The sequence below is a fragment of the Providencia sp. PROV119 genome (genome assembly GCF_028482435.1).
GTDB classification, from domain to species: domain Bacteria; phylum Pseudomonadota; class Gammaproteobacteria; order Enterobacterales; family Enterobacteriaceae; genus Providencia; species Providencia stuartii.
The window spans coordinates 113174-139130 of sequence record NZ_JAMPQL010000014.1; the positions used below are offsets into that span (position 1 = coordinate 113174).

The 25957-nt window shown below is 41.4% G+C and carries 23 protein-coding genes; 17 read left to right on the forward strand and 6 right to left on the reverse strand.

Annotated features, from left to right (window positions below):
- Window positions 1-179: 179 nt before the first annotated feature.
- On the reverse strand, window positions 180-1538 hold the full coding sequence (dcuC, locus tag PSF11_RS13415; RefSeq protein ID WP_004925992.1) for an anaerobic C4-dicarboxylate transporter DcuC: 1359 nt from the start codon (window positions 1536-1538) through the stop codon (window positions 180-182).
- 753 nt (window positions 1539-2291) lie between these two features.
- Between dcuC and PSF11_RS13420 the strand changes: the two genes are divergently transcribed.
- On the forward strand, window positions 2292-2591 hold the full coding sequence (locus PSF11_RS13420) for a PAAR domain-containing protein (RefSeq protein WP_072502567.1): 300 nt from the start codon (window positions 2292-2294) through the stop codon (window positions 2589-2591).
- A 20-nt stretch (window positions 2592-2611) separates the two neighbouring features.
- Here the strand turns inward: PSF11_RS13420 and PSF11_RS13425 are convergent, their stop codons facing one another.
- Entirely contained in the window at window positions 2612-3067 is a 456-nt protein-coding gene (locus PSF11_RS13425) for a regulatory protein RecX (RefSeq protein WP_072502568.1), read from the reverse strand.
- Between the two features lie 81 nt (window positions 3068-3148).
- On the reverse strand, window positions 3149-4609 hold the full coding sequence (locus PSF11_RS13430) for a DUF4026 domain-containing protein (RefSeq protein WP_004925984.1): 1461 nt from the start codon (window positions 4607-4609) through the stop codon (window positions 3149-3151).
- Window positions 4610-4845: 236 nt separating this feature from the next.
- On the opposite strand from PSF11_RS13430, the gene PSF11_RS13435 reads away from it, so the two are divergent.
- The 8 genes from PSF11_RS13435 (at window position 4846) to PSF11_RS13470 (ending at window position 13862) form a co-directional block, all read left to right on the forward strand.
- Window positions 4846-5028 (forward strand): hypothetical protein, encoded by a 183-nt coding sequence (locus PSF11_RS13435; protein ID WP_072502569.1) that lies wholly within the window; start codon window positions 4846-4848, stop codon window positions 5026-5028.
- 215 nt (window positions 5029-5243) lie between these two features.
- Window positions 5244-6245: a hypothetical protein gene (locus PSF11_RS13440; protein ID WP_072502570.1), complete on the forward strand. Its 1002-nt coding sequence runs from the start codon at window positions 5244-5246 to the stop codon at window positions 6243-6245.
- A complete protein-coding gene (locus PSF11_RS13445; RefSeq protein WP_014656913.1) occupies window positions 6245-7396 on the forward strand; it encodes a BamA/TamA family outer membrane protein in 1152 nt (383 codons plus the stop codon). Before PSF11_RS13440 ends, PSF11_RS13445 begins: the two co-directional genes overlap by 1 nt.
- Window positions 7396-8541, forward strand: a complete 1146-nt coding sequence (locus PSF11_RS13450) for a DUF4056 domain-containing protein (RefSeq protein ID WP_072502571.1) — start codon at window positions 7396-7398, stop codon at window positions 8539-8541. Before PSF11_RS13445 ends, PSF11_RS13450 begins: the two co-directional genes overlap by 1 nt.
- Window positions 8542-9019: 478 nt before the next feature.
- Window positions 9020-9826, forward strand: coding sequence for a protein bax (locus tag PSF11_RS13455; RefSeq protein ID WP_014656915.1), 807 nt, complete (start codon window positions 9020-9022; stop codon window positions 9824-9826).
- 260 nt (window positions 9827-10086) lie between these two features.
- Window positions 10087-11505, forward strand: coding sequence for an MBOAT family O-acyltransferase (locus PSF11_RS13460; protein ID WP_036944032.1), 1419 nt, complete (start codon window positions 10087-10089; stop codon window positions 11503-11505).
- Window positions 11492-12679, forward strand: a complete 1188-nt coding sequence (locus tag PSF11_RS13465; protein WP_041705094.1) for an SGNH/GDSL hydrolase family protein — start codon at window positions 11492-11494, stop codon at window positions 12677-12679. Before PSF11_RS13460 ends, PSF11_RS13465 begins: the two co-directional genes overlap by 14 nt.
- The gene (locus PSF11_RS13470) at window positions 12630-13862 is read left to right on the forward strand and encodes an SGNH/GDSL hydrolase family protein (RefSeq protein ID WP_014656917.1); all 1233 of its coding nucleotides are present in this window, start codon (window positions 12630-12632) and stop codon (window positions 13860-13862) included. The genes PSF11_RS13465 and PSF11_RS13470 overlap by 50 nt, the downstream gene beginning before the upstream one ends.
- 228 nt (window positions 13863-14090) lie before the next feature.
- Here PSF11_RS13470 and gntU read toward each other — a convergent pair whose 3' ends face one another.
- The 3 genes from gntU to gntR form a co-directional block, all read right to left on the reverse strand.
- Window positions 14091-15449 (reverse strand): gluconate transporter, encoded by a 1359-nt coding sequence (gene gntU, locus PSF11_RS13475; RefSeq protein ID WP_004925967.1) that lies wholly within the window; start codon window positions 15447-15449, stop codon window positions 14091-14093.
- On the reverse strand, window positions 15446-15988 hold the full coding sequence (gntK, locus tag PSF11_RS13480; protein ID WP_004925965.1) for a gluconokinase: 543 nt from the start codon (window positions 15986-15988) through the stop codon (window positions 15446-15448). The genes gntU and gntK overlap by 4 nt, the downstream gene beginning before the upstream one ends.
- Window positions 15989-16181: 193 nt before the next feature.
- Window positions 16182-17177 carry a gluconate operon transcriptional repressor GntR gene (gene gntR / locus PSF11_RS13485; protein WP_004926113.1) on the reverse strand — a complete coding sequence of 332 codons (996 nt, stop codon included), beginning with the start codon at window positions 17175-17177 and terminating at the stop codon, window positions 16182-16184.
- 202 nt (window positions 17178-17379) lie between these two features.
- On the opposite strand from gntR, the gene PSF11_RS13490 reads away from it, so the two are divergent.
- From PSF11_RS13490 to PSF11_RS13525, 8 genes are all read left to right on the forward strand, one after another.
- On the forward strand, window positions 17380-18405 hold the full coding sequence (locus tag PSF11_RS13490) for an ABC transporter substrate-binding protein (protein ID WP_072502572.1): 1026 nt from the start codon (window positions 17380-17382) through the stop codon (window positions 18403-18405).
- The gene (locus PSF11_RS13495; protein WP_014656919.1) at window positions 18402-19406 is read left to right on the forward strand and encodes a FecCD family ABC transporter permease; all 1005 of its coding nucleotides are present in this window, start codon (window positions 18402-18404) and stop codon (window positions 19404-19406) included. The genes PSF11_RS13490 and PSF11_RS13495 overlap by 4 nt, the downstream gene beginning before the upstream one ends.
- Window positions 19403-20170 (forward strand): ABC transporter ATP-binding protein, encoded by a 768-nt coding sequence (locus tag PSF11_RS13500; RefSeq protein ID WP_004925950.1) that lies wholly within the window; start codon window positions 19403-19405, stop codon window positions 20168-20170. Before PSF11_RS13495 ends, PSF11_RS13500 begins: the two co-directional genes overlap by 4 nt.
- A 10-nt stretch (window positions 20171-20180) precedes the next feature.
- Window positions 20181-20999, forward strand: a complete 819-nt coding sequence (locus tag PSF11_RS13505) for a class I SAM-dependent methyltransferase (protein ID WP_014656920.1) — start codon at window positions 20181-20183, stop codon at window positions 20997-20999.
- Window positions 20996-21841 (forward strand): ModD protein, encoded by an 846-nt coding sequence (gene modD / locus PSF11_RS13510; protein WP_072502573.1) that lies wholly within the window; start codon window positions 20996-20998, stop codon window positions 21839-21841. The genes PSF11_RS13505 and modD overlap by 4 nt, the downstream gene beginning before the upstream one ends.
- A 108-nt stretch (window positions 21842-21949) precedes the next feature.
- Window positions 21950-23959: a TonB-dependent receptor plug domain-containing protein gene (locus PSF11_RS13515; protein WP_072502574.1), complete on the forward strand. Its 2010-nt coding sequence runs from the start codon at window positions 21950-21952 to the stop codon at window positions 23957-23959.
- 475 nt (window positions 23960-24434) lie between these two features.
- Entirely contained in the window at window positions 24435-25424 is a 990-nt protein-coding gene (locus PSF11_RS13520; protein ID WP_014656923.1) for a winged helix-turn-helix domain-containing protein, read from the forward strand.
- Complete coding sequence (locus tag PSF11_RS13525; protein ID WP_004925940.1) at window positions 25425-25904, forward strand: FidL-like protein; 480 nt, start codon at window positions 25425-25427, stop codon at window positions 25902-25904.
- Window positions 25905-25957: the final 53 nt, after the last annotated feature.

Sequence of the window (25957 nt, forward strand, 5' to 3'; positions counted from 1 at the left end):
GCTTAATAGGGAAAAATGGGGGAGAATAAAAAATAAAAAACCTTATTTTATTTAAAGAAACACACTAAAAATTAACAAATTTTCGATTACTAGCGTGATTAACTATCCGCCTTCAAATAAAAAAGCGGCTGAAAAAAGATCGCTTCAGCCGCTTTTCCAATCACAACACTAAAAAGTGATCAGCGATATACTGGAACCAAAATTTCCGTTGCAATAATCACCACCAAAAGACCCACTAATACAGGAACGGAGGTTCTTTTGACCACTTCAAATGGTGATATTTTTGCCATACCGGATACCGCGACGACAACGCCAGAAACGGGTGATAATGTTCGTCCTAGGTTAGAAGCCTGCAACATAGGGATCACTAAATAGGCTGGATTCACTCCCATCTGTTTTGCTAAATGAGGAATAAGTTCAACAAAGGCATAGAAAGGCGCATTCCCTGAGCCTGTTGTCATCGCCGCTAACATGGTGATAATGACCAGTACAATCATCATCACTATTGCACCAGAGCCGAAGGATTGCGCTAAACCAATTAGCCCCTTGATAAAGCCGACACTACTTAAGCCTTGTGCAAAGACCCCAGCGGCCACCAACAGCATCACCACACTGGCAAATGCATCAGCCATACCTTTATAACAGGCATCTAACCCCGAATAGACCTGTTTGGCATTGAAACTACGTAAAAATTCAATAACTGCTGCCAAAATAATACAAGCAACAATAATTGTGATGATGTGTAATTCAGGCGCCCACTTACCATCAAAGATCAGCACACCAATAATCGGGGTGAACGGTAAGATGGCATAAAAAGTCGGAGCATGAGTTTTAATTTCACTCACATCCAACATTTCTGTGTTGACCTGCTCTTTTTTATCGAGGAAACGCTGCCAGAAGAAGTGAGCGATAGACATGGCTACGATCGCAATAATTGAAATGGGTAACGTCGTTTTAAAAGCAAAATCAATGAGCGGCATTTCGGCAGCTTCTGCCGCTAAAATCACATCGCCAGAAGTTGGCGCTAAAATAATGGCCGCTGGTGAAGCACAGATAGCGGCTGCGGCGCCACGACTAATCCCCACATTTACCATGACAGGGAACAAGGTCGCCATTAATAATACCCCTAGCCCCGTCGCCGAAGAAACGGCCAATGACATTAAACAAGCGACAATATAAGCGGCAACCATCAACATATAAGGTGAGTTGATCATCTTTAATGGTTTTGACGCAATTTTGACAACAACATCATTTGCGCCAATGTGGGTCATATAAGAGGCAAACCCACACAACACCATGATCATCATCCCTAAGTTGCCACCACGATCCATCAATAAGTATTTTATATACTCAATAATGTCGGTCGCACGCCATCCCGTAGGTTTTACTGCTTCTGGTAAAATACTTTTCCCCATAAGCACGGTAATGATCAGGAGTAAAATACCGCCTGTCATCAACACACCCGTTGCTGAATAGCCTTTGATAATATAGCGCCCAACGCCTATCGCGACGATGACGCCAATTAACAACTCAATCATATACTTCCCCTGCCTGTTTCATTTTTTATTTGATGGTACTTTGCCCAAGATATGAACGGGATTTACTGACGCGGATCATGTCAATATCAGATAATTATGACAAATAAACACATTAGCAATACATTAAATGGTAAATAATTTTATAAGGATGGGAAAAGAAAGACTAGCCCACTGCCGAGCGGAGAAACCATTATCTCGACACGCCACGTGCAGCGCCGTTTGTACCTCATCAAACAGCACAGAATTTGCTTCACCGTAGACAGCTATTTCCTGATCGCGATGGATAAACCGAGGGGAAAAATTTGCGTTTAAAAGGGACGTACTGGTGTTGATATTGGCAGGGATCAGTCTGTTTCTCACGTATTGGAGCATGAGCGAGTATCAGAACCAGACCGAGTGAAAACGGTCAGCCAAAAGATATCAGACGCAGAGCCACAATATCAAATTGACCAACTGCACCATGGACGACAAGCGTAAGAGCGCGTTATCTCAGCGTGTCGGGGAATTCGCGACACAGGACAGTCAGTTAGCCATGCAATACAGGGAAATCAGTCAACAGTTAGAAAACGCTAGTTAAGGGTGTCTTAATTAATGGGGAGTGGACAGGTATTACCACAATAAAACAGGATCTCCATTAGAGGCCTATTTTGAGCAAGGGGATTTTGCTTTTGATGTGGGTAAAAATGATCTAGGCACAACCATTTGGCATTTAATACGTCAAGGAAAACGAAGTGATTAGGCACAAAGAAGAAAATGCGCTGCACCATTGATAACCGTAAAGTGATTCAAAAAGGAGATACCACATCAACGGGCGGTACTGTATTAGAAAGAAGCGATGTTGCTAGCCAGAAAGATATCGATATCGCTACAGAGGGTATGAAAGTCTTTTGTCCGGCGTGTAAAAAAACAGGCACCATCAAGGCCGTAATAATGCCTCCTAGGGTAAAAACTATTCACGTCGTATTGCAAATAGCACTTATCTGGAATTGGAGAAAACCGATTAGCCGCACCAATCTAGTTGTTTTGAGGGGTCGTGTACGCGTAGGCATGTGATTAAAAAATTAAATGATGGGTTATCGAAACTGTTCAAAAATCATATCACCTGAAAAACCTCGATACTGTAAATAACGGACTTGCTTGCTTTTTTCTCTAAAGTCGCGAGGAATTTCATCGCCGAATTTTTTACAACGCACATCCGTCGCAAGCTCAAACCAATCCACATCAAGCTGCTCAAACTGCTGTTCAATTAAAGTCGCAGTAAAACCTTTTTGGCGTAATTCCTGCTTGATCCGTAATGGTCCATAACCTTTACGAATATAACTACGTAACTGTAGCTCTATGACGCGAGTATCATTCAGGAAATGCTGTTCACCTAAACGTTCAATTACCCGCTCAATCAACGGCTCGTCAATAATACCGTCATTTTTTTCATACATACGCCGTTTCATGCGTGCTGATAATTCCGCCGTTCCGTAATCACGGCGAGACAGCATAAATAACGCATATTGATATAATTCAGTTTCATTCATATACGACACTCTGTAATAAAAATGGGTACTCAAAGTACCCATTCTATACGCTAAATTATCCGAGTGCAGCTAAGCAGAGATTTAATGCACTTGAGACCCAGACAGTAATTTATAAATGGTATCCGGAGTATAATTACCGTCTTGGTAATAGATGGTCCAGTCGGTGATATCATCACGAGTCAAAGGATATACTTCCCCTTCCTGCATCGTCTTCACATAGAAAGGATGATTGATCAAGCGCCCCTCAAACTGATCACCGTTCCATGAAACGGGTTCAAACCACATATGCTCATGGCCATCGTAGTCATCTTCCTCGTCACGATAACCGATGCCACATTTCACCAAGAAACGCCATTCGCTCTCTTCTTCGGTGTCTGATTTTCCAAGTAGCTTAGAAAAGAAGCCTTTTTTCTGTACTACAGGTTTCGGACCATAGTTATCCAGCATATGGGTGAAGTATTCCCAACGCAATTTAGCCTTACGAGACATATCCGCCGTTTCTTCGTCGGTACGCATAAACATCATGGCGTTTTGATCTTCAAAACCTTTAAAAAAGCTTTCTAAAACTGGTTCTTCTTGTGTCACTCTAAAGAGCATCACAGACGGATGTTGATGAGACTCATCACGATCCTGCCAATCCCCCATAAAACGGTTGGAATCAGCATCGCCAAATTCATAATTCATCTCTTCGAGTGGTTTCAAATTATCAATTGGCGTTGATTGCCCAACATGTTTTAAGCCTTCTTCAAACGGTAGCGCCACTAAATACTCATAACCACTTTCTGTTTGTCCGATAAAAATTGGTTCATTAAACTCAATTTTGCCATGTGTAATGCTGTTATTAACAAAGCTCCAAAATAGCTCTGGAATACCGTAATAAGAAGCAATCGGATGTGGAATAATGATTTCCGCTTCGGATAAGCCACAACGTGCAAGGCCATGCGTGTGGAACCAATACATGGTTGGGCCACGCTCCTCGTTCTCTTGCTCTTCACTTTCGTCATGATCATAAATAGCGTGAACAACATATAAAGAATCGATACTTGGCATTAAGTCATCGATAAGTTGGAAATTTAACCATTCACGAGTAAAGACTTTCCCTGCCGCCGATAAATCAAGCCCCAACAATAAATCAGGGACTAATATTTGAATAAGTTTTAGTTGCTGTAGATAGCTAACCAATGGCTGGTCTCGAAATAGACACTCAACAATCACCGCTTGCGGTGCAGCGCTTGCCTCTGCATACAATTCCGGGCTGATTGGATCGGTTGAAAAATAGGGATTAATGACGTACTCAGGATCACTATCCACTAATGAGACATAAAAACGCAGTTCTTCTTCTCCGCGTTTACATGAAAAGAAAAAATCACTTTCACTTTCAGGTAAATAATCAATTTCACCTTCAGTAAAATAGTCTTGCTCTTCTAAACGTAGCTCTAAGAGAGATAACGTTAATTCAGAGGCAGGGATTGCCACCATCATAGATGCTTCTTTTTCACCTTTACCGGCGGCAATATCGAGGTATTGTTGTTTATTATTCATTATATAAGCCTATAATTTATTTACTCGGCAAAGGATAGCAGCTTAGTCTATCGTTTTATATTGTGAATAATCTTAACGAATTCATATTAAAATGATTATCTGTATATTTAGAAATAGTCATTATTCGACAACAACTTATTCTACTTTTCAATCCGAAGTCACTCAGGCACAATAACCTTAATTCAACTATCCTCTTGGATACTCTCTTTTATGACATTTAAATATGGGCTTTAGATATGGCAGAACTCACCAAAGAGCAAAAACAGTACATTGATCAGCTCGCGATGGAGCGTGTTTTTGATATGAACAATGATGATGTTTTGATCAATGCATTAGAGCAAAAAGTACACCAAATGGAAGATCATTTAAAAGCCTACTTCCATGAGCGTGTGCATTTTCATCAAAACAAACAGAAATAATCAGACGATCGTCAATAAAAGAAGCTCCCCGCTTCTTTTATTGTTTGTGAACACTTCCTTCTCAATCTAATAGACTATAAAAGTAATTGACCAAGCTCAAGTTTTCTTCAAACACAGCATTTAACGCCATCTATTAATTCCCCTATTATGCTAAACTTATCACTCGTCTTTTATAGACTTGTTTTCCCTTGTTTATTTCAATGTTGAGCCTATTTATGACACGCATTCAACTTAGCAAAGCGTTGCTATTCTCTTGTTGTTTTTCTATTCCTGTCAGCTTTGCTGATAGTGATCGCCCACTTTTTTCAATCACCATGAGTGAGTCTGGCGTTCCACAAAATAACAGCGAAGGTGGTATTACGCGCTCATCCTCAAGCGAATCTCGTGTATTACCAATTTGGGGCGATGAAGCACGCGCCCGCGGTTACGATATCCCAGAGCCTTTTGGTGTGAGCTACGGCTATATGAACCTGCGTCAAGATGTTGTCGTGGATAAAATCGGTTTTATTTCTAATTCAAATATGGACTTAGAGAAATTACTCCATATCGAAACTGGGCATACACGTAGTAAAAATGAGTCACATGTCTTAAAGCTTGATGCTTGGGTGTTCCCTTTTATGAATGTGTATGGGCTCTATGGAAAAACAAAAGGAACATCAAAAACAAATCTAAATAACGTAGAAGCCCGAATGAAATTACCTTTGGGCACAGATTGGATTATCCCTATCGGGAAGAATTTACCTTTCGAATTAGAGTATGAAGGGAAAACATACGGCGGTGGTGTCACTTTTGCTGGCGGGTACAACCAATTCTTTACAACCTTAGATGCTAACTATACTAGAACAAATCTAGATATTTTAGACGGCGATATCTCAGCCTTAGTTATTACCCCACGTGTGGGTTATGAGTTTATTTTTGATCCTCTGATTAGCGGTCAAGGAAATACAAAAATTCAAGTTTGGACTGGTGCTATGTACCAAGATATTACCCAACGTTTTAAAGGGGATATCAGTAAGCTTGATCTACCTCCTGACTTAAGCAAATGGATGATATTTGCACCCGGTGACACAAAATTCGATGTTAAACAACATCTTGCCCATAAATGGAATAACATTGTCGGCGCACGCGTTGAACTGACTCGCAATTTTAATGTTCTGACCGAAGTTGGCTTTAATAACCGCAATAGTTTTTATATCTCAGGTGAGTTTCGTTTTTAATGCTGCAGCAACAACACTCTTCTTTATTAAGGCTGACACTGCTCAGCCTTTTTATTGCCCTCCCCACGCAAGCGGAACTGCTACCTGATCGGCAAAAAATTGATGGCTGGTTAAATGATCTTGGTGGTACAAACCATTTCGATGAGAGTAAAACCATTGATTGGGGGTTATTGCCCGGCCCTTTCTACACCCCCGAAATGGGGATTGGTATAGGTACTGCATTAGTGGGGTTATACCGCATTGATAAAAATGATAAAGAGACTCAACCGTCTTCAATAGGTTTAAGTGGCTTTGCCTCTTCTACAGGCGCATTTGGCGTTAACTTTACCAACTATAACTTTATTGACCATGACCAATGGCGGTTATTTGTTTCTGGTACGTTAAACAATATTCCAACCTACTATTGGGGGAAAGGTTACGCCGCCGGTAAGAATGACCATAATAAAGAAAAATATCACTCTCAAGAATTTGAAATTACGCCTCGTGCACTCTATCGTCTCACCGACGCTACTTATATTGGGCTCGGCTGGAACTTTTCTTCTATTAATGCTAACGACCCTGATGATGGTGCTAAACGTTATTTTCAACAATCAATTGGCGGGCAGTCTGTTATTAATTCAGGCATGAGTGCCTACTTTAGTTATGATACACGCGACTTTTTGCCAAATGCGCATCACGGGCAGGCTTTCGAAGCGGTCTACACTTATTTTTCGCCGAGTTTTGGCAGCGATACACGTTTTCAAAGTACCCAATTACAATACGCCTATTACCACGAGCTCACTGAAAACACAGTCATAGCACTCGATAACTATGCACGATTTACCACGGGTGAAGTACCATGGGATCAGCTGTCATTATTAGGTAACGCCAATCGTATGCGAGGCTACTATGAAGGTCGCTATCGCGATAATAATATTTTTACGACACAATTAGAGTTACGGCATAAACTCGATTGGCGTCATGGTATCGTCGGCTGGGTAGGTACAGGCACGATGAGCGATAAAACGGCTGAATTAGGTGAAGGTCATTGGTTGCCTACCACGGGTGTCGGTTATCGTTTTGAATTCAAACCACGTATGAATGTACGGCTCGATTTTGGGGTTGGTCGCAATAGCACTGGTTTTTATTTTCAAGTAGGGGAAGCTTTTTAATGTTACAGCGATTAATCATGCTTATATTCACTTTATTATTAGCAGCATGCCAAAACACTACCCCCTACAAGCAACCCAGCGTTCTTCCTGAGCTGAGTAGTGATACTCACGAATCAGCGACTCAGACATGGCCAGTATTATCCCCTCTAGCACCGCCTCAAGGCCTAAGAGCCTGTTGCGCTTTTGGCTATGATCTGCACGCACAACTTTGGGGTATCCCAGTTCCTTTCTATACGATTGATAATATCGTCGAAGCCGATAAGTTAGGTGAACATCATTATAACGATAGCTTTTTCGGGGCCACCGCCGCTTTAATGGGCGTGAGTAAGGAAAAGGTTGGCCTGTTATATAGCGAGAAAGGCGGGTTTATCGATATTTCCCATGTCAGGGACACGGCTGACTATACCCTCTTTTTGTTTAGTCAAATTTACCCAAAACTGGGGGAAGGCTGGACGCTCAAATTAAGTGATGAACTGGCTAGCCGACAAATCGTCTTCCACTCATTTGCGCCCCCGACTTCCGCTCAGGAGCGTTATACACTTAGCGCTTATTTAGCAGCAAAATTGGCATTCCAGCTAGCAGCTTGGCATGAAATTGCCCAATGGTATGGTTACCAATCTGTTCCCGGCTTTTCCGAGGGGATCTCAGCTTTTTCACCAGAAGACCTCTATTCCAACCTACTTGGCGCCCGTTTAGCCATGACATTAATTTTACAGGGGAGAGCGCAATCATTGCCGATGTTCTCTCAATCTCTGGAAAACACCCTGCCTATCGCATTGGAGCAGCTAGGTGCGAATAGTAAATCACAAACTCGGAAGATGTTCGACCGCGTCGATGGCTTATGGTGGAATAGCTACCAACGAGTTCCTGAAAAATTCCTTGTGTTAACCCGTGACTACGATACCTCAGATAATCGTTATCCTTTAATACCTTTGCAAATGATACCCACTGAGCACTTACGTTTAAGTTTGCCTAACGAGTATCGAGGCTATGTTTTACACCAGCTTGCGCAACTTAGGTTATTACCGACAAAAAAGATGGCCCAATTGCCTATTCCGCAAACCTATTGGACCGTCGCTGATTTTCCAGCTTTATCCACCAAAGTGCAAAAACAGGATCAACAGCAGCAGCGATTGTCGTTTTAAAACAACCTAAACGAAAATAGGTGGAGATTGCTCACTTAGGCTAAATTTCCACCGATTTTTCACCCCCTCCCCCGCATTTTTTAGCTCATTTTTTCACTCGAAAACTGCTCATATTAATATCATCACCCTTTGATAAAAACGCAAATTACCAATTTTGTATAAAAAACAGGCTATCGATCGCTTAATAAATAAGCAAAATAACCTTATAATAACGAGGTGAACTGTGTGTTATTTACCCACATTTGAGTTAAGTTAACTTGTTTTTTGCATCAATACATCATTAATATTTATTAGTTTTAAGTGTAATATTAACACAAGAAATATAACACATTATTAAACAAGGATAAATTAAACAAAAAATAAATCACAATGTGAAAATGCAGTAATTTAGCTAAAGTCAGCCGGATAAAAGTAGCTACCCAAAAATTATTCTGTTACTATTCGCTCGATTTTTGTTCAGAGAAATTAGGAGAAGCAAATGCCCTCTCGAACGATGAGGACAAACGCCGTCTTCGCTTTCTTACTGTTATTTTTATTTTCGGGGTTGAGTTTTGGCTCAACAAGTACCAGTACCACACTCAAGAAAGAGTATTCTCACAAGGCCGTGCAGAGCTCAAATCAGGCTCATACACCTCTGCCTGATTTGCGAAAATACCCATCCGGTACACCACGTAAGAAAGCGTTTTTAAAAACGATTGTCCCTGTGATTGAAAAAGTCAATCAAGAAATCATGGCTGAGCGTAAATGGTTACTTTCTGTACGCAAAAACAAAAAGTGGAGCGCACAAGAACTTCGCCGTCTAGCTCAAATATGTAATAGCTATGGTATGACCTGTACCAGCCCAAATAGAGTCAATTGGGATAAGCTGTTAAGCCGTGTTGATATCATGCCAACCCATTTGGTTGCGACCCAAGCAGCCACTGAGTCAGGTTGGGGAACGTCACAGCTAGCACAGCAAAACGGTAATTTATTTGGTATGAGATGCGGCAGAGGTTGCCAAGTCAATCAGGGGAAAATTAAAGGCTATTCCGCCTATAACTCTGTTGAAGAGACCGTGTCTGCCTATATGAAGAATATGAATACTCACAATGCCTACGAGTCACTACGATCGTCTAGAGCAAAACAACGTTTATCAAAAGATGAGCTAGATACAACCAAGCTTATCAATGATATGAAAGGGTATTCACAACTAGGTTCCTCTTATAACCGTTATTTGCAAGAGATGTACGTGAGCAATGAAGAACTGATTACACAAGCTCAAAAAACGGCATCGACTCGAATTTAATTTGTATCACCAGGTACAAGTACTCATCTAAAATCCACTTTTTTATAAAGTGGATTTTTTCTTATTGCAACCAGGCCGATTATTAATATGATGTGAATACACATTTATACTTCAAATAATTCGAGATGCCGTTAAGCGATACAGAAACACACACTAAGTAGATCCCCTATTTTGTGGCACGTGTGAATAAATGTAGTCGGTAGCGCAGCTAACTTGATGTATGACGAGTATGCAACAATAATTAACAATCTGAGTCTTATATGAATTTTTTCTCATTCGAGTTTCTTGGCTCTTTTTTGGTATTTTTCCTTATTTACTGGAGCTGCCAGCCTAGTGCGAAGCTTCAAAATGGGCTACTAATAACCGCAAGTTATTTTTTTGTTTATTCCTTTAATCCCGATTTTGCTTATATCTTATTCGGCTATACCCTATTTATTTATTTTCTTACTAATTGGGTTTCAAATTGGCTTTCCAATAAATGGGTATTTACATTACTCGCGATAGGAATAATCAGTTGCTTTACTGCATTTAAATACTACTCATTTTTTCAAGAAACACTCCAGCAAACCTTCGATAAATTGGGGCTTAATGTAGGTTTACCTATTATTGAATTATTAGCGCCGCTTGGACTCTCTTTTTATGCTTTCCATTCCGTCAGCTATACACTTTCAGTTTGCCGCAAAGAGATCCCCAAAGCCGATTTCTTCGATGTCGTGCTATACCTTAGCTTTTTTCCGAGTATTGTCGCTGGTCCAATTAACCGAGCAAAGAATTTTATTCCACAAATTCAAGCAGAAAGCCGCGAAATACTGGATGCGCGAAAAGCAATCCTACTTATTTCATTAGCGTTGGTTAAACTGTTTCTATTTAGTGCCTATTTATCGGAAAACTTTGTGAACCCTGTCTTTGATGCGCCAGCAGGCTTCAGTGCAGGAGAAATACTCGTCGCAACCTATGCCTATGCATGGAATATTTATTTTAACTTCTCAGGTTATACCAACTTAGTAACTGGTATTGCCTTACTCTTAGGTTTTCGAGTTCCTGTTAACTTTAATGCGCCTTATATGGCCGCCAACTTAAAGGAATTTTGGGCGCGTTGGCACATTAGCCTCTCGACATTTATCCGTGACTATATCTATATCCCACTAGGAGGCAACCGAAAAGGCTTTAGTCGGATGAATACGAATGTCTTTTTGGCAATGGTGATTTCTGGATTATGGCACGGTGCGGCAATGACCTTTGTTATTTGGGGAGCCATTCATGGCCTAGGGATTGTCTTACTCAACCTTAAGAATCTATGGATGGAAAAATTAGGTTGGGCCAATAATCGATTTAATCACACCGCGACCACACTTATATCGCGCATTGTGACATTCCATTTTGTCTGCTTTGCTTGGATATTCTTCCGCAGCCAAACCTTTGATGACGCACTCATGATGATCTCACAGTTTGGGGCGCCTGGATTTATTGCATCAATAGGCTCCAGCCTCGGCCTATTAATCGCATTTTGGGCATTATTGCTGTTGTACCCTTATTTTGTACAGTCATATCACTATATTGCGAAAAAGTACCAAAATATAGCTTGGTACTATTACCCTATTCCACTCGCGCTTATTTTGACTGTTATGTTTATGCTTTCACCTTCAGGAATGCCGGGATTTATTTATGCTAACTTCTGAGTTTAAAAGAAATCTAATAAAAACCGGACAAGTCTTTTTTATTGTTTTGGTCGTAGGGCTATTATTAATTTGGCTCAATCAAGGTTCATTAGAGCGTTTTTGGCAACAAAAATATCACCGCGATCCCCCTTGGGCGTCTCTGTCTGGAAACCCTGTTTGGGATTATGGTGCTTATTTAAATGAGGGTTCACTCGCTGCGGGTAGTACTTTCCTCTATCATGTGTCAGGGCAACATGCTCAAGATACTAAAGACGCAGAAGCACTTGCCATCGCAAATGAAAATAGCAAACGCACCTTTCCTGAAGGCTATCAAGTTGGGCTACATTTTATTAATGGCTATCTCTATCCGGCAGAATCTCTCTCTGTCACCTTCCCTGAATTACTCAAACGCCAACAAGCGCGGGCGACATTAAAGGGCAACAAACTCGGTCCAGTAAAAGTCGCTCATACCGGGCCTATTGAGCCTAAAACGGTGGCGAAATTAGAGAAAGGTGATCAGGTTCTGTTTGCGGGTGATTCGATGATGCAAGGTGTCGCACCACATGTGAAGAATATGCTATTGAAACACTATAATATCGATAGCATTAACCTGAGTAAGCAAAGCACGGGGCTTGCTTATCCACGCTTTTTTAATTGGCCGCAAACCATTTCTAAGGCGTTGAATGATAACCCTAAAATTAAAGTGCTGGTGGTTTTCCTTGGCCCTAATGACCCATGGGATATGCCACCAGATACGGGCTATAAATATGTGAAGTTTAAAAGCGAAATATGGGAGCAGGTGTATCGTTCTCGCATTAATGATATATTAACGACTGCGCGCCAACATAATGTCGATGTTATCTGGGTTGGCCCTCCCAATATGCGCAAATCTACTCTATCAGAAGGTATGAGGTTCCTAAGGAGTCTCTATCAATCCGAAGTCGAAAACAGTGGTGAAATTTATTTTTCCGTGAATGATGTCTTTAAATACAAAGACCTCACTTACTCCGATTATTTCGGCGACGATAGCAGCAAAATTAAGCTCAGAAGTGGTGATGGGATCCATTTCAGCCCCAAAGGGCAACAAGCGATAGCTGAAAAAGTATTTTCATTAATTCATTTTGAAGAGGAAAAAGAGATACCTCATGAAGCAGAACAAACTGCGTCAAGCCAAATCCAAGTTAGCGGCAGCTAGCGTCATCGCTTTGCTGTCGCTAAGCTTGTTGTCCTGTCAACAAGATGCCGAGCGGACGAGTCAAGGTTCAACACGAGGTGGTACACTCACAAATGTGAATGTACGTGGGCAGCTCATCAATAACGCTGAGCCAAACCTCAGCCACTTTGCGAGCAAACTAAAGCAAGGTCATCAACAGGTCCATATTGTTCAAATTGGGGATTCTCATACTGCTGCCGATTTCTTTAGCGGTAATTTAAGAACATTGTTCCAACAACGCTATGGTGATGCGGGGCCAGGTTTTGTACCTGCGATTTCCATTCCGGGGCAGCGCACTGCGACAATTAACCGTAGAAGCGATAAACAGCAATGGGAACTGTTTAGTAGCCGTAAGGATGAGCGTTTCGATTACCCTCTTGGTGGGCTTATCGCGTTACCAATGACATCGGCGAGCACTGTACAACTGATGCCATTGCAAGCGGCAAATGGGGTTTATCAACTGCAAGCTCTTTACCAAAACACAGCGGGCAGTCAGATGAGTGTCTCCCCTGCGGCTTCATCACCCGTTGCATTACCCGCAACAGGCAATTATTGGCGCTTCTCTTCTCCTGTGAATACTCAGTTACCGGCTGAAGTTACTGTAAGTAATGACAATAACCTCAAGCTAGGAGGGTGGCTGTTGCGCTCAAATCGTCCGGGCGTTATGTTATCGGCGATCGGCATTAATGGCGCGACAATCAATATGATTGATAAATGGCAGCCACAATGGGTTGAAACATTGGCACAGATGTCACCCGATATGGTGATCTTAGCTTATGGCACTAACGAAGCATTCAACGACAAGTTAGATTTAATTGCGTACCAGCAAAGCTTGCGTGAGAAAATTCGTCAAATCCGCCAATATATGCCAAAAAGTGTCATCGTTTTAGTCGGCCCTAATGACTCAATTAAATTTAACGATGCCACAAGCTGCGATGCCAAAATGCCTGTGCATTTAAAGAATGTTATCAAGATCCAAAAAGCGATAGCAGCACAAGAAAATACTCTATTCTGGGATTGGCAGGATTTTATGGGTGGGCCTTGCTCGATTCGTTCATGGGCCGCACAGGATCTCGCACGACCTGATAATGTTCACTTATCTGCCGAAGGCTATAAAAGAAGTGCGCAAGGCTTTTATCAACAGCTTAGCCAGTTATTAAACTAATCTAAAAAGCAAATGGCGAGATACGCTCTCGCCATTCTTTTTAGCAGCAAATACATTCATCGCATTATCTGCCACTCTTATTACCATCGCCCCTATAAACAACAATGCTCGTATGGTACGGATCTCCTATCGAGTGGTCATACAAAATTCGCTTAATGAATCTCTTTGGAATTGCCCTATTTTGCTCACTCCTCCCCGAACGCGATTGGCTTTCGGGGAGTCGTTAAATTACAAGAAAGCGAAGAAGATCATACCGACTATTGCCCCTGTAGTACCGAGGATAGTTTCCATAATGGTCCACGTTTTCAATGTCTGAGCTTCCGTTGCCCCCGTAAACTTACCAAACAACCAGAAACCGGAGTCATTCACATGGCTTAAAATGAGTGATCCACCAGAAATACAAGTCGCTAATGCCGCCAATTGTGCCCCTGAATAACCTAACTCACCAACTACAGGCAAGACTAACCCAACCGTTGTTAAACAGGCTACCGTTGCCGAGCCTTGGATCACACGGACAGCGCCAGCAAGGACAAAACACGCAACGGCAATAGGCAAGCCTGCACCGATTAATGAATCACCTAATGCGGGGCCAACACCGGAATCAACAAGTACTTGCTTAAAGACACCACCAGCACCCGTTACCAATAAAATGATCCCCGCAGGTTGGATTGCCGCAGAGCAAACCTCCATGACTTTTTCTTTATTCATGCCATAGCGGAAACCTAAACCGTAAACAGCTAGCAGACACGCTAATAATAAAGCCGTAAATGGATGACCAATAAACTCAAGCCAATGCTCAAGCGTAGAGCCTTTTTCAACCAAGTGTGTTCCGATAGTTTTCAGGCCTACTAATACCAATGGGAACAAGACTAAAGATAGGCTAAACCCGAAACTTGGCATTTTGCCGTGATCCATCGTTGGTGCTTGGTAATCCGCTGGGATATCAATACTGACATGTTTACTAATAAAACTGCCAAAGAGTGGACCTGCCAATAACATACCGGGTATTGCCGCACACAGACCAATTAAGATCATCCAGCCATAGTCGGCGCCCATTTGTGAAGCGACCAACATTGGTGTAGGCCCTGGGAGTAAGAACGCAGCCGCAGCTGCTACCCCAGCAAACAACGGAATAGCCATGCGAACAACATTATGACCTGTGCGGTTTGCTACAGCGAATACCACCCCAATCAACAGCACGATCGCAACATCAAAAAATAGTGGTAATGCACAGATTAAACCGGCGATCCCTACAGCATAATGCGCTCTTTTCTCCCCAAATAATTGGAGTAGTTTTGTCGCAACCTGATCGAGCGCGCCTGTTTCATGTAAAATTTTCCCAAACATGGCGCCAAGTGCGACAACGATAGCCAAGAAACCGAGTGTTCCTGCCATCCCTTTTTGCATCGTTTCTGTGATGTCTTGCACTGGCATACCTGAAAATAATCCAGCGCCGATAGAGACAATCATCAATGCAACAAAAGCATGTAAACGGGCGTACATGACAAGAAACAGTAATAAAACCACAGAGCCGACCGCAGTCAGAACGAGTGTCAGTGTGCTTAATGCTTCAACTGGGGTGTTCATGAATTGCCTCCAGAAACAATTTGATGAATAGCCGTACGTGTATTTTCAATCACTTCATCAAGTGATGGGCGAATATCGACAACATGAACATCCTGTTCTTCTGATGTAGGCTCTTGCAGTGCCTGAAATTGTGATACCAACATTTCAGGCTTAAAGAAGTGCCCTTTACGTGCTTTGAGGCGATTTTCAATGAGCTCAGCATCCCCTTTCAGGTAGATAAAATAGAGATTCTTATTACCTTCTCTTAACTTATCGCGATAACTTTTTTTCAATGCAGAGCATACAACCAAAGAAATAGGGTTGGTTCGCTGCATTGCAAAAATGGCATCATTTAATGCTGCAAGCCAAGGTTGGCGATCTTCATCATTCAGTGCGTGGCCCAAAGCCATTTTTTGAATATTTGCTCTCGGATGCAGAAAATCACCATCTAAAAAAGCCGCATTTGTTTTTTGAGCGACACCGCTTGCGACAGCCGATTTACCGCTACCCGATACCCCCATAAAAACAAATGTATAATTTTGTGCTTGGGTATCACTCATGGGAAACTCCTCAGGTGTTAAATAAAAAAGGTACGCTTATTTTTTGTTTACCGATGATAGAAACTGAATTGTTACCGGTAACAGTTACCAGTAACATTATCAGCAGTGCGGCTATTTTTAGCAATTATCTTGATAGGGAAATAAAGAGATCTGTGATGCCTCTCTCACTAATATGCTGCATCACTTTTTAATTTCAAATACTTTCACCGGGCAGTAACTCAAAACCAACATCAAATAACGTTTGTGGTAACTTTTTACCATTAATGCGCGCGAGCAGTACTTCGGCGGCCTTACGCCCCATGCTATCCCGAGGGGTTAAAACACTGGCTAATTTCGGCGTCATGACTTGCCCAACATCATGACCGTGAAAACCTGATATTGCCAAATCTTCAGGAACTTTAATGCCAAGACGCTGGCACTCAAAAATAGCACCGATGGCAAGGTCGTCGTTGGTACAAAATAAACCATCTGCCTCGGGGTATTTTTCTTTGCACTCATGAAGTAACTGAGCGCCTAATGAATAAGAAGAGCTTGCTTGCGTCATCACATTACGAGGCTCCAACCCCGCATCACGCATCGCTTGCTCATAGCCTTGTAGCCGAATAAAGGTCCGTTCATCATATCGAGCGCCAAGATACACCACATGTTGGCAGCCACGCGCTAACATAGCTGCTGTCATCTGCCGTGAGGCTTCAAAGTTATCAATACCGACAGCAACATCTAAACACGGAGAGACGCTATCCATGATCTCAACCACAGGGATCCCCGCGGTCTTCAACATTCTAAGCGTGCGATCAGTATGGGTACGCTCTGCTAAGATCACACCGTCAATATTGTAAGAAAGTAGAAAAGTTAAGCGCTCCTCTTCTTTTTCAGGAAGGTAACCATAGTGTGCTAGCATGGTTTGATAACCATAATGGTCAGTCACTGTTTCAATACCGCGGATCACTTCAGCAAAAACTTGGTTGGTCAGCGACGGCAACAGAACACCAATCGCATGGCTGGTTGCATTAGACAGCAAATCGGGGGCCTTATTGGGAATATACCCTAACGCTTCCACCGCTTGAGCAATTTTACCGCGTAACACTTCAGAAACCTGCTCTGGGTTTCGCAAAAAGCGACTAACTGTCATTTTCGTGACACCGACTCTGTCGGCAACATCCTGTAGTGAGGGTCTTTTTTTCTTCATATATTCCGTGTTTCTAACTTACGCAAGTGCGAGTGACTATGTTCAGCGATCTTTGTATGGATAGCAATGTTTGTTACTGATTTACATCACAGAATAGCGGAGTTTTCCGACTAATGTCTCTTTTGTTATTGACTCCTTAGTATGACTCCGTTAACTTCCACGCTATATATCAATAAATATAACGAAATTTCTTTTTAGCACTATGGGAATCAATCGTAGACTCTTTATTCAATCCTGCGCGGCGTTAGCGGCACTCGCTTATTTGCCTGCTTATGGGCGCATTGAACAAGCGTTGTTTGGTGTATTACCACAACCAAACAAAATCCAGCGTGTAATGAGTTCTGGTCCACCTGCAGATTTACTGCTATTTGCTTTAGCCCCTGAAAAAATGGTTGGATTCTCATCCATTCATTTGCAAAAAGGGCATGACGAACTATTTGCTCAACAATGGCGAGATTTGCCTATTTATGGTCGCCTAGCAGGTCGAGGAAGTACGCTATCTTTGGAAAAGCTGCTCGATTATAACCCACAGTTAATAATTGATACTGGAAATATTGATGACACTTATCGCTCTCAGGCGGCGAAACTTGCCAAACAAACAGGCATTGCTTATTTACTGATAGCCGGAGGGCTACAAGATTCACCACAGCAATTACTTCAACTCGGTGAGACCTTAAATGTACCGCAGCAAGCTCAAACGCTCAGCACATTTGCCAAACACTATTTGCAAGACGCGAAACAATTCGCCATACAACACCATGCGAATGCCCCCAGTTTCTACCTAGCTAGAGGCGCCAAAGGTTTACAAACAGGCACCCGAGGCTCTATTCATACTGAAGCCATAGAAATATTAGGTTTCCGTAATGTCGCCGATATTCCTAATTTTAGGGGGCTAACAGAGGTTTCAATGGAACAACTGTATGATTGGAACCCCGATATTATTATTACTCAATATCAAGAAGCCGAGGAATTTATTCGCCAATCCGCGTTATGGAAAGGGTTAACTGCGGTTGCCACTAACCAATTACTGACCTTTGGAGGAATGCCATTTGGTTGGCTTGATGGCCCCCCAGGAATTAACCGCCTCTTAGGCATGCGCCGGTTACAAAGCCATTTTGATCAACAAATCGAATCCACCATACGCGATGACATCAAACAATTTTTCCATCTGTTTTATCACTCATCGGTGACTGATACGCAAATTGATAGATTGATGGAATTATCATGAGCCGCACAATCAAACCGTTACTTCTTGTTATCGTTTTTATCGGCGCCCTGATCATTGCATTAATTAGTGGTAAGTATTCACTTACGCTTAATCAGCTCATTGATTTAGTTGTGTCTGAATTTACCTCACAAACTCTCGCCGATGACCCACGCAATGCCACTGTTTTTTGGCAAATACGTTTTCCTCGCACACTCGCCGCGATGGTGATTGGAGGAGGACTGGCGATTGCAGGAGCGGCTTATCAGGGAATGTTTCGAAATCCATTAGTATCACCCGATATACTTGGGGTTTCAGCGGGGGCTGGGGTAGGTGCTGTTATTGGTATATTTTTAGGTCAATCGCTGCTCTACATTCAACTAGCCGCCTTTGTTGGTGGGCTATTGGCAGTATCTTTAGTGTGCCTAATTGCCCGAATGGCGCGCCAGCATGACCCCATTTTATCTCTCGTCTTAGTTGGTGTTGCGATCAGCGCCTTATGTGGTGCAGCCATCTCTTTAATAAAAATTCTTGCAGACCCTTATACCCAATTGCCTTCTATCACCTTCTGGCTATTAGGCGGGCTTTCATCCATCACCCAAAGCGACCTACTGTCTGTGTTGCCCATTATGTTGGTTGGCATTATGCCACTGTTACTGTTGCGCTGGCGCATGAATTTACTGAGTCTCTCTGATGAAGAAGCGAAAAGTTTGGGGATCAATGTCAGCTTAATGCGAACAATATTTATTATTTCAGCAACATTGATTACCGCCAGTGCGGTATCCATTGCAGGGATCATCGGTTGGATTGGCTTAATCGTTCCGCATATCACCCGAATGATAGTGGGCGCTAACTTCCGCTATCAACTCCCTGCCTCAATGGCTATTGGAGCCATTATGTTACTCATTACCGATACACTCGCTCGCACTATTGCTTCCATTGAGCTTCCACTCGGCATATTAACTTCAGCGGTCGGTGCCCCTTTCTTTTTGGCAATCCTTTTACAAACACGGAGTGCCAAATGAACCTAATCAGACTGGAAAATGTGGCGATTGGCTATCATCATCAAGCCATTATGACAAAAATTAATTTCGCGTTACAAGCTGGCGCGATGACCTGCCTTCTCGGTGCGAATGGGTGCGGCAAAACAACGCTAATGAAAACTTTATTAGGGCTTCTTCCTGCTCTTGAAGGTCACATTTTATTAAAAGAAAAGTCACTCACCTCTTATAAACCGGCTGATATAGCGAAAGTAATTGCTTACGTACCTCAAGCTCATGATACCCCGTTCACCTTTACTGCCATAGATATGGTCATGATGGGGCTGACGCCTCACCTCTCACTCTTTTCTGTTCCCGGCGCCAAAGAACGCGTACTCGGGCTAGAACAACTAAAAAAGCTGGGGATTGAGCATCTTGCCTCGCGTTTATACAGCACCCTCAGTGGGGGAGAAAAACAGTTAGTATTGATAGCCCGAGCCTTAATCCAAAAACCAATCATGTTAATTATGGATGAGCCCGCCGCGAGTTTAGACTTTGGTAACCAGATCCGTTTATTGAAGCAAATTGAACAATTAAAAGCAGATGGGATCACTGTTCTCATGTCGACTCATCACCCACAGCATGCTGCCGCCATTGCAGATAATGTTATCTTACTGGATAAACATGCTGGCGTAAGACAAGGCTCTGCCGAAAGTATGTTAACACTTACCAACCTAGCAAGACTCTATTCTATTGATGAAGAGAGTATTGCCGCTCATTTTCAGCTTCCAGCTCATTTTACTCGCTAAGGTGAAAGTTATGCTTATTGACCAATTAGATTTTGCTCAGATGTACCAACAACATATGCAACAAGCCCAGCGTTCACGCAAAGAGCCTGAGCATTGGGATAAAAAAGCGCAAAAAATGGCACAAACCTGTGCAAACCCACAAGATCCCTACTTAATTCGTTTTCGTGAACTCATGGATTTTACTGGTGCAAAAACCTTATTGGATGTCGGATGTGGGCCGGGCTCTGTCTGTTTGGCACTGGCAAAGCATTTCACCACCGTCATTGGTATTGATTACAGCCAAGGTATGCTTGATGCTGCCCAAGAGCGTGCGAAAGCAATGGATATCAATAATGTTCAATTTGAACAATTAGCATGGGAAGATAACTGGGCGCAATTGCCTAAAGTCGATATCGCCGTCGCTTCACGGTCCACTTTAGTCGATGACCTTAAAACAGCCTTATTGAAGCTCAATCGCCAAGCAAACTTACGTGTTTACACCACGCATACTGTAAACCCAACCTTTATTGATGAAAATATCATCCAATTTATTGGTCGGGAAGTCGTTCGCTTACCGACTTACATCTATGCGGTGAATATTTTGCATCAAATGGGAATAAATGCGCGAGTCGATTTTATTAACAGCCCAGATAAAGGCGGATTTGAACAGGTTGAAGATTTTGTCGAAAGCGTCAATTGGTCACTCAAAAATCTCTCTGATGAAGAGATTGCAAAATTACACCAATATTACGACCTGCAACTCGCGTCAGGAAAGCGCATTCCCTATCCTGCGCGCAACTGGGCCATGGTGTCATGGGATGTTGTTGATGAAATGAGTCTAACATTATGATTTATTTACCCGATAGTTTTATCGACCAGCTACTTCTTGATGATATTCAATATGGCGATTTAACAACACGCTCTTTAGGCCTGCATACTCAAGCAGGCACAATGACATTGGTTTCGAAACAGGGTGGGTGTATCAGTGGTATTGATGTTGCCTCACGCATGCTAAATAAACTCGGTATTGATTTTCAAGCTAATTATCGTGATGGCGACGTGGTTCCAGAAAATAGCTGCTTAATAAAAGCCTCTGGAACAGTAGAAGCCCTTCATCAAGCATGGAAAGCCGTACAAAACGTCCTTGAATGGTGCTGCGGTGTTAGTCACTACACCCACCAAATGGTCAGTCTCTTAAAGCGTTATCAACCTGATGCCCAACTTGCCTGTACAAGAAAAACGGTGCCGGGAACAAAGTTACTTGCATTGACCGCTATTATTGCTGGCGGCGCTATTATTCACCGAGCAGGGAGTGCGGAAAGCATTCTATTGTTCACCAACCATCGTCGTTGTCTTGCCGACCCCGATGATTGGCACTCGCATATTCATACACTTAGGGAAGCCGCCCCTGAAAAACAGATTATTGTTGAGGCAGATAATAGACAACAAGCGACACTCGCCATTGAGGCTGGCGCCGATATTGTTCAATTAGATAAATTCAGCCCAGCACAAATCCGCCAATTGCATCAACAAATACAAACACAAAATCGTTTATGTCGGCTATCTGCGGCTGGAGGGATCAACTTACAAACAATAGAGGCGTATGCGCAAACAGGCATTACATTGTTTGTCACATCGGCTCCTTATTACGCTCCCCCCAGAGATATCAAAGTAAACATTTTCACAGGATAGACCTAATTTAAACGCACCCTATGTTGCAAAGGGTTCGTTTTCTCAATAAACGACGCACATCGTTATATAAAAAACAACATATCGGTTTAGGCAAATTGGAATTTTATGATGAAAATAAAACAGATCACTTATTTAGTTGGGATGGCACTATTTACTACACACAGCTTTGCAGCCACCTTTGAAAAATTAGCTAATCGTGATGTGATGAGTGTTTGGAGTACACCACTTGCAGCCGATGAAAACATCATGACTCAAGCGCAAATGAAGCAGCTGAATAAAACAAATGTTGCTCAAGCGCTTAGTACAATGCCTGGTGTAGTGATCCAAAAATCAGGTAATCGTAATGAAACTCAAGTGAATGTCCGTGGTTTTGATAGTCGCCAAGTACCTGTGTTTTTTGATGGTATCCCAACTTATGTTCCTTATGATGGAACATTAGATCTTGGGCGTTTTATGACCAGCGAACTCGCTAGTGTTGAGTTGTCGACAGGCTATACGTCATTGTTACAAGGCCCCAACTTGATGGGTGGCGCCATAAACTTAACGACCGCCACACCTAAAAAACCTTTAGAGGCCAATATCAATCTAAATCAAGGCTTTGCTCGCGGCGCTGATAATGCGCGCAATATCAGCGCTCGTTTAGGCGGTCGTAACGATCTTGGCTTTATTCAGCTCAGTGGTAGTCAATACAAACAGCGTTTTATGGGGTTGCCTGATTCGGCTGATAATAACCCATTAGCCGGTAGTCACGGTCGTCGAACTAATTCAGCCACAGACGATAAGCGTTTAATGTTAAAGATGGGCTGGACGCCACGCGACGCTGATGAGTATGTGGTCACTTATTTAAAACAAGATGGCGATAAAAATAGCGCCCCCAGTGCTGATAATAAAAAACAGCAAATTTGGCAGTGGCCAGAGTATAACAAAGAGAGTGTTTACTTTAATGGTACGACCCAAGTTACCAATGATATTGCGCTGCAAAGTCGGCTCTATCACGACAAATTCAAAAATACGCTCCATCAATACAAATCAGTTCAGGATTATCGAGCAGGCAAATACAATTACAGCCACTATGACGATTACAGTAATGGTGCCGACATGCGTATCGATTTTACCCTTCGTGAAATAGACATGCTGTCGTTCGCTGCCCACTGGAAAGAAGATATCCACCGCGCACGTAGTAATAAAGTCGTTCCTTATGATCGTTATAAAGATCAAACTTGGTCAATCGCCACTGAATACCAATGGGTTGCAACCGATCAGCTTGATATCATTGGTGGGCTTGGCTACGACTGGCGCAATAGTGATGATGGGAAACGTTATTTATACAATAAACAAAATGTCGTTACTGGGATTGAAAACTATGAAGATAACCGCCAACGTGCCTTCAATTGGGAATTTATGGCCCGTTATCATCGAGCAAACAATGATACGGTACAATTTTCAGTGTCAGATAGAAGCCGTTTCCCAACCCAAAAAGAGCGCTACACTAAAAATAAGATGAAAAACAATGATAGTTTTATCATCAACCCGCATCTTGATGCAGAGCGTGCTTTAACATTTGATCTCACTTATAAAGGCTACATCACCGCCGATTGGTCCTACAATGCTAGCGCTTATTATAATCATGTCTCTGATGCCATCATGGCACACTACATACATTATGACCCCGCCGCGGGCAGCGACGTTTATCAAAACCGTAATAGCGGTAAGGTTAATTATGCTGGGATTGATTTAGGCAGTCATGGCCAAATTACTGACTGGATGGCTGCGGGTTTAAGTTATAGTTATATTCATGCTGACCCAAAACACGATAGCGTAAAACATGTTGCAGAATTACCAACACATAAAGCGTTCGTTTGGATTAAGTTTATGCCTAATGAACCATTTAGCATTACAGTAACAGAAGAAGCAAGAAGTTGGGCATTTAATTATATTGATAGTAATGAGAAAGTTAGGGGTTTTGCAAAAACGGACATTCGCTTTAATTATGATCTAGGTCATGGAATTTCTATAAATTCGTCAGTGAATAATTTATTTGATAAGTCATATCAATATACCTCTGGATATATTGAAGAGGGTCGTAATTACTGGTTGGGATTTGAATATAACTATTAACCATCAATTAATTTAGGTAAGAGGTTCATCTCTTACCTAATAATTAAATAGATAATAAGACTTATATTAAATCACTATTTTCAAATAAAATTTAATAATATAGGTGCTTGTACTTAGGATTCGTCTTAATAATATTTAATCTCTTAAGCCCATTATCATAGCCAAACCTATATTTTAGTGATATATGGTTTTTTACACATATTTAATGCTATATACAGATATATAATTCTAACTTTACATAATTATACATTACACAACTCTGTTTTATCAGCTATATCTATATATTTAAGTCTAAACTCATCAAAGTCTCATAGCGCAATACTTGAAGTTAATTGATTCCGTATTTAGACTATAGGAATTATAAATATTCATAAAAATATACTTTTACTAATACTTTTAGATTTTAGAAAATTATTCAGTTTTTATCATGATTTCGCCGTCTTAGGATTAGAAATTAGAGAGAGCAACCGTGTTCATGAAAAATAGCAAAGACTATCTCATAAATAATAAATTTATTTTTGAGACAGGTAAGAACTTCATTTTTATAAAGAATGAAGTTGATAAGTTCGTTGAGTTATCAAAGCCTGCGTCACGACTATTGAATGAAATCATCATACTTAACCAAAAATCCAAAATTGCTACAAGAGAAGAGCTACTGATAAAAGTTTGGGAAGAGTATGGCTTAGTAGGTTCAAACAATAACTTAAATACTTATATTAGTGAAATAAGAAAGAAATTTGAGTTGATCGGTATCGACCCAAAATCTATTGTTACCGTTCCTAAAAAAGGGTTTCGTTTTGATTGTGACGCCTTAGAAACCATCACTGATGAAAACGATACGCCATATTTGCCAGAAGAAGAGATAGTCGTACTAAATAGCAGTGATGTTACTTTAGGTTTAGATGACTATGAACATTCCGTTACGTATTCTTCACAATATAGTGAAAAAAATGCTGAGGAAGCAACAACTCAATTTGTTGATCAGAAATCAATTATAGAAGAGCATCTTCATCAACCACGACAAGATAATTCGATATCAGAATTATCATCAACCGTACAAGAAGAGCCACAACTGCTCAAAATACAGAATAAGGGTAAATTTAAAAATAACCCTATTTTGTTCGCTTTGATTGCAATGTCATTATTTTTGTTCATTTTTGTTTTCTATTACACCACTAATTCTAATGCAAGCATGGAAGTAAATAGCTACATGACAGTCAGTGAGCGAGACAAATGTTTGATACAAATACCTATTAATCTCATTGAAAGCTCAACAAAAGATAGCATCGATTTTGTGAATAAAAAACTTGATAAATATAATGTAAATTGTCAAGAGCCTAAGCGTGTTATCTTACTTTCAGAGCCGAATAGTATTCAGTCTATTGATAAAAATATATCCCTTAGTATTTGTAAGGAAAAAAAGGCTCAATATGACTGTGTATCAATCAATGATCAGAGAATTTAAATGAAAAAATATATTTTATTGTTTTTATTTGTTTTTATTTCGGCTGTGGCAACAACAACATTTATCTATAATAAAGATAATGATGTGAATATTTGTAACTCTGATATTTTATGGATAAAAGATAACGGTACCGATGATGGGATTATGCTGAAGTCAAAAACCAGTGTACTCGTCGCAGATGATAACACCGGAAGAATGAATATGTATGGTTATATCAAGGAGAATAATATTTTTTATCGCCTTGATAGAGCGCTCTATTTTAGCTACCACGCGATTGATAAAAATAACCATTATTCGATACGGTTTAAATCGTTATCGATCACAAGTTCGGATAACGTTCCTCAAAAGCTGTTTGCAAACTTTATTCAGCTTGAAGAAGAAAAAATACACTATTATATTAATTTAACTAAAATGGATGATAATATTTACATTATCAAAGATGAAGCCTACTCATCATTTACTTGCCATGCTGATAAATAGAAAAAGCCTACTTAGAAAAAGTAGGCTCAGCCGTGAAAATTTCAGAAAAACAC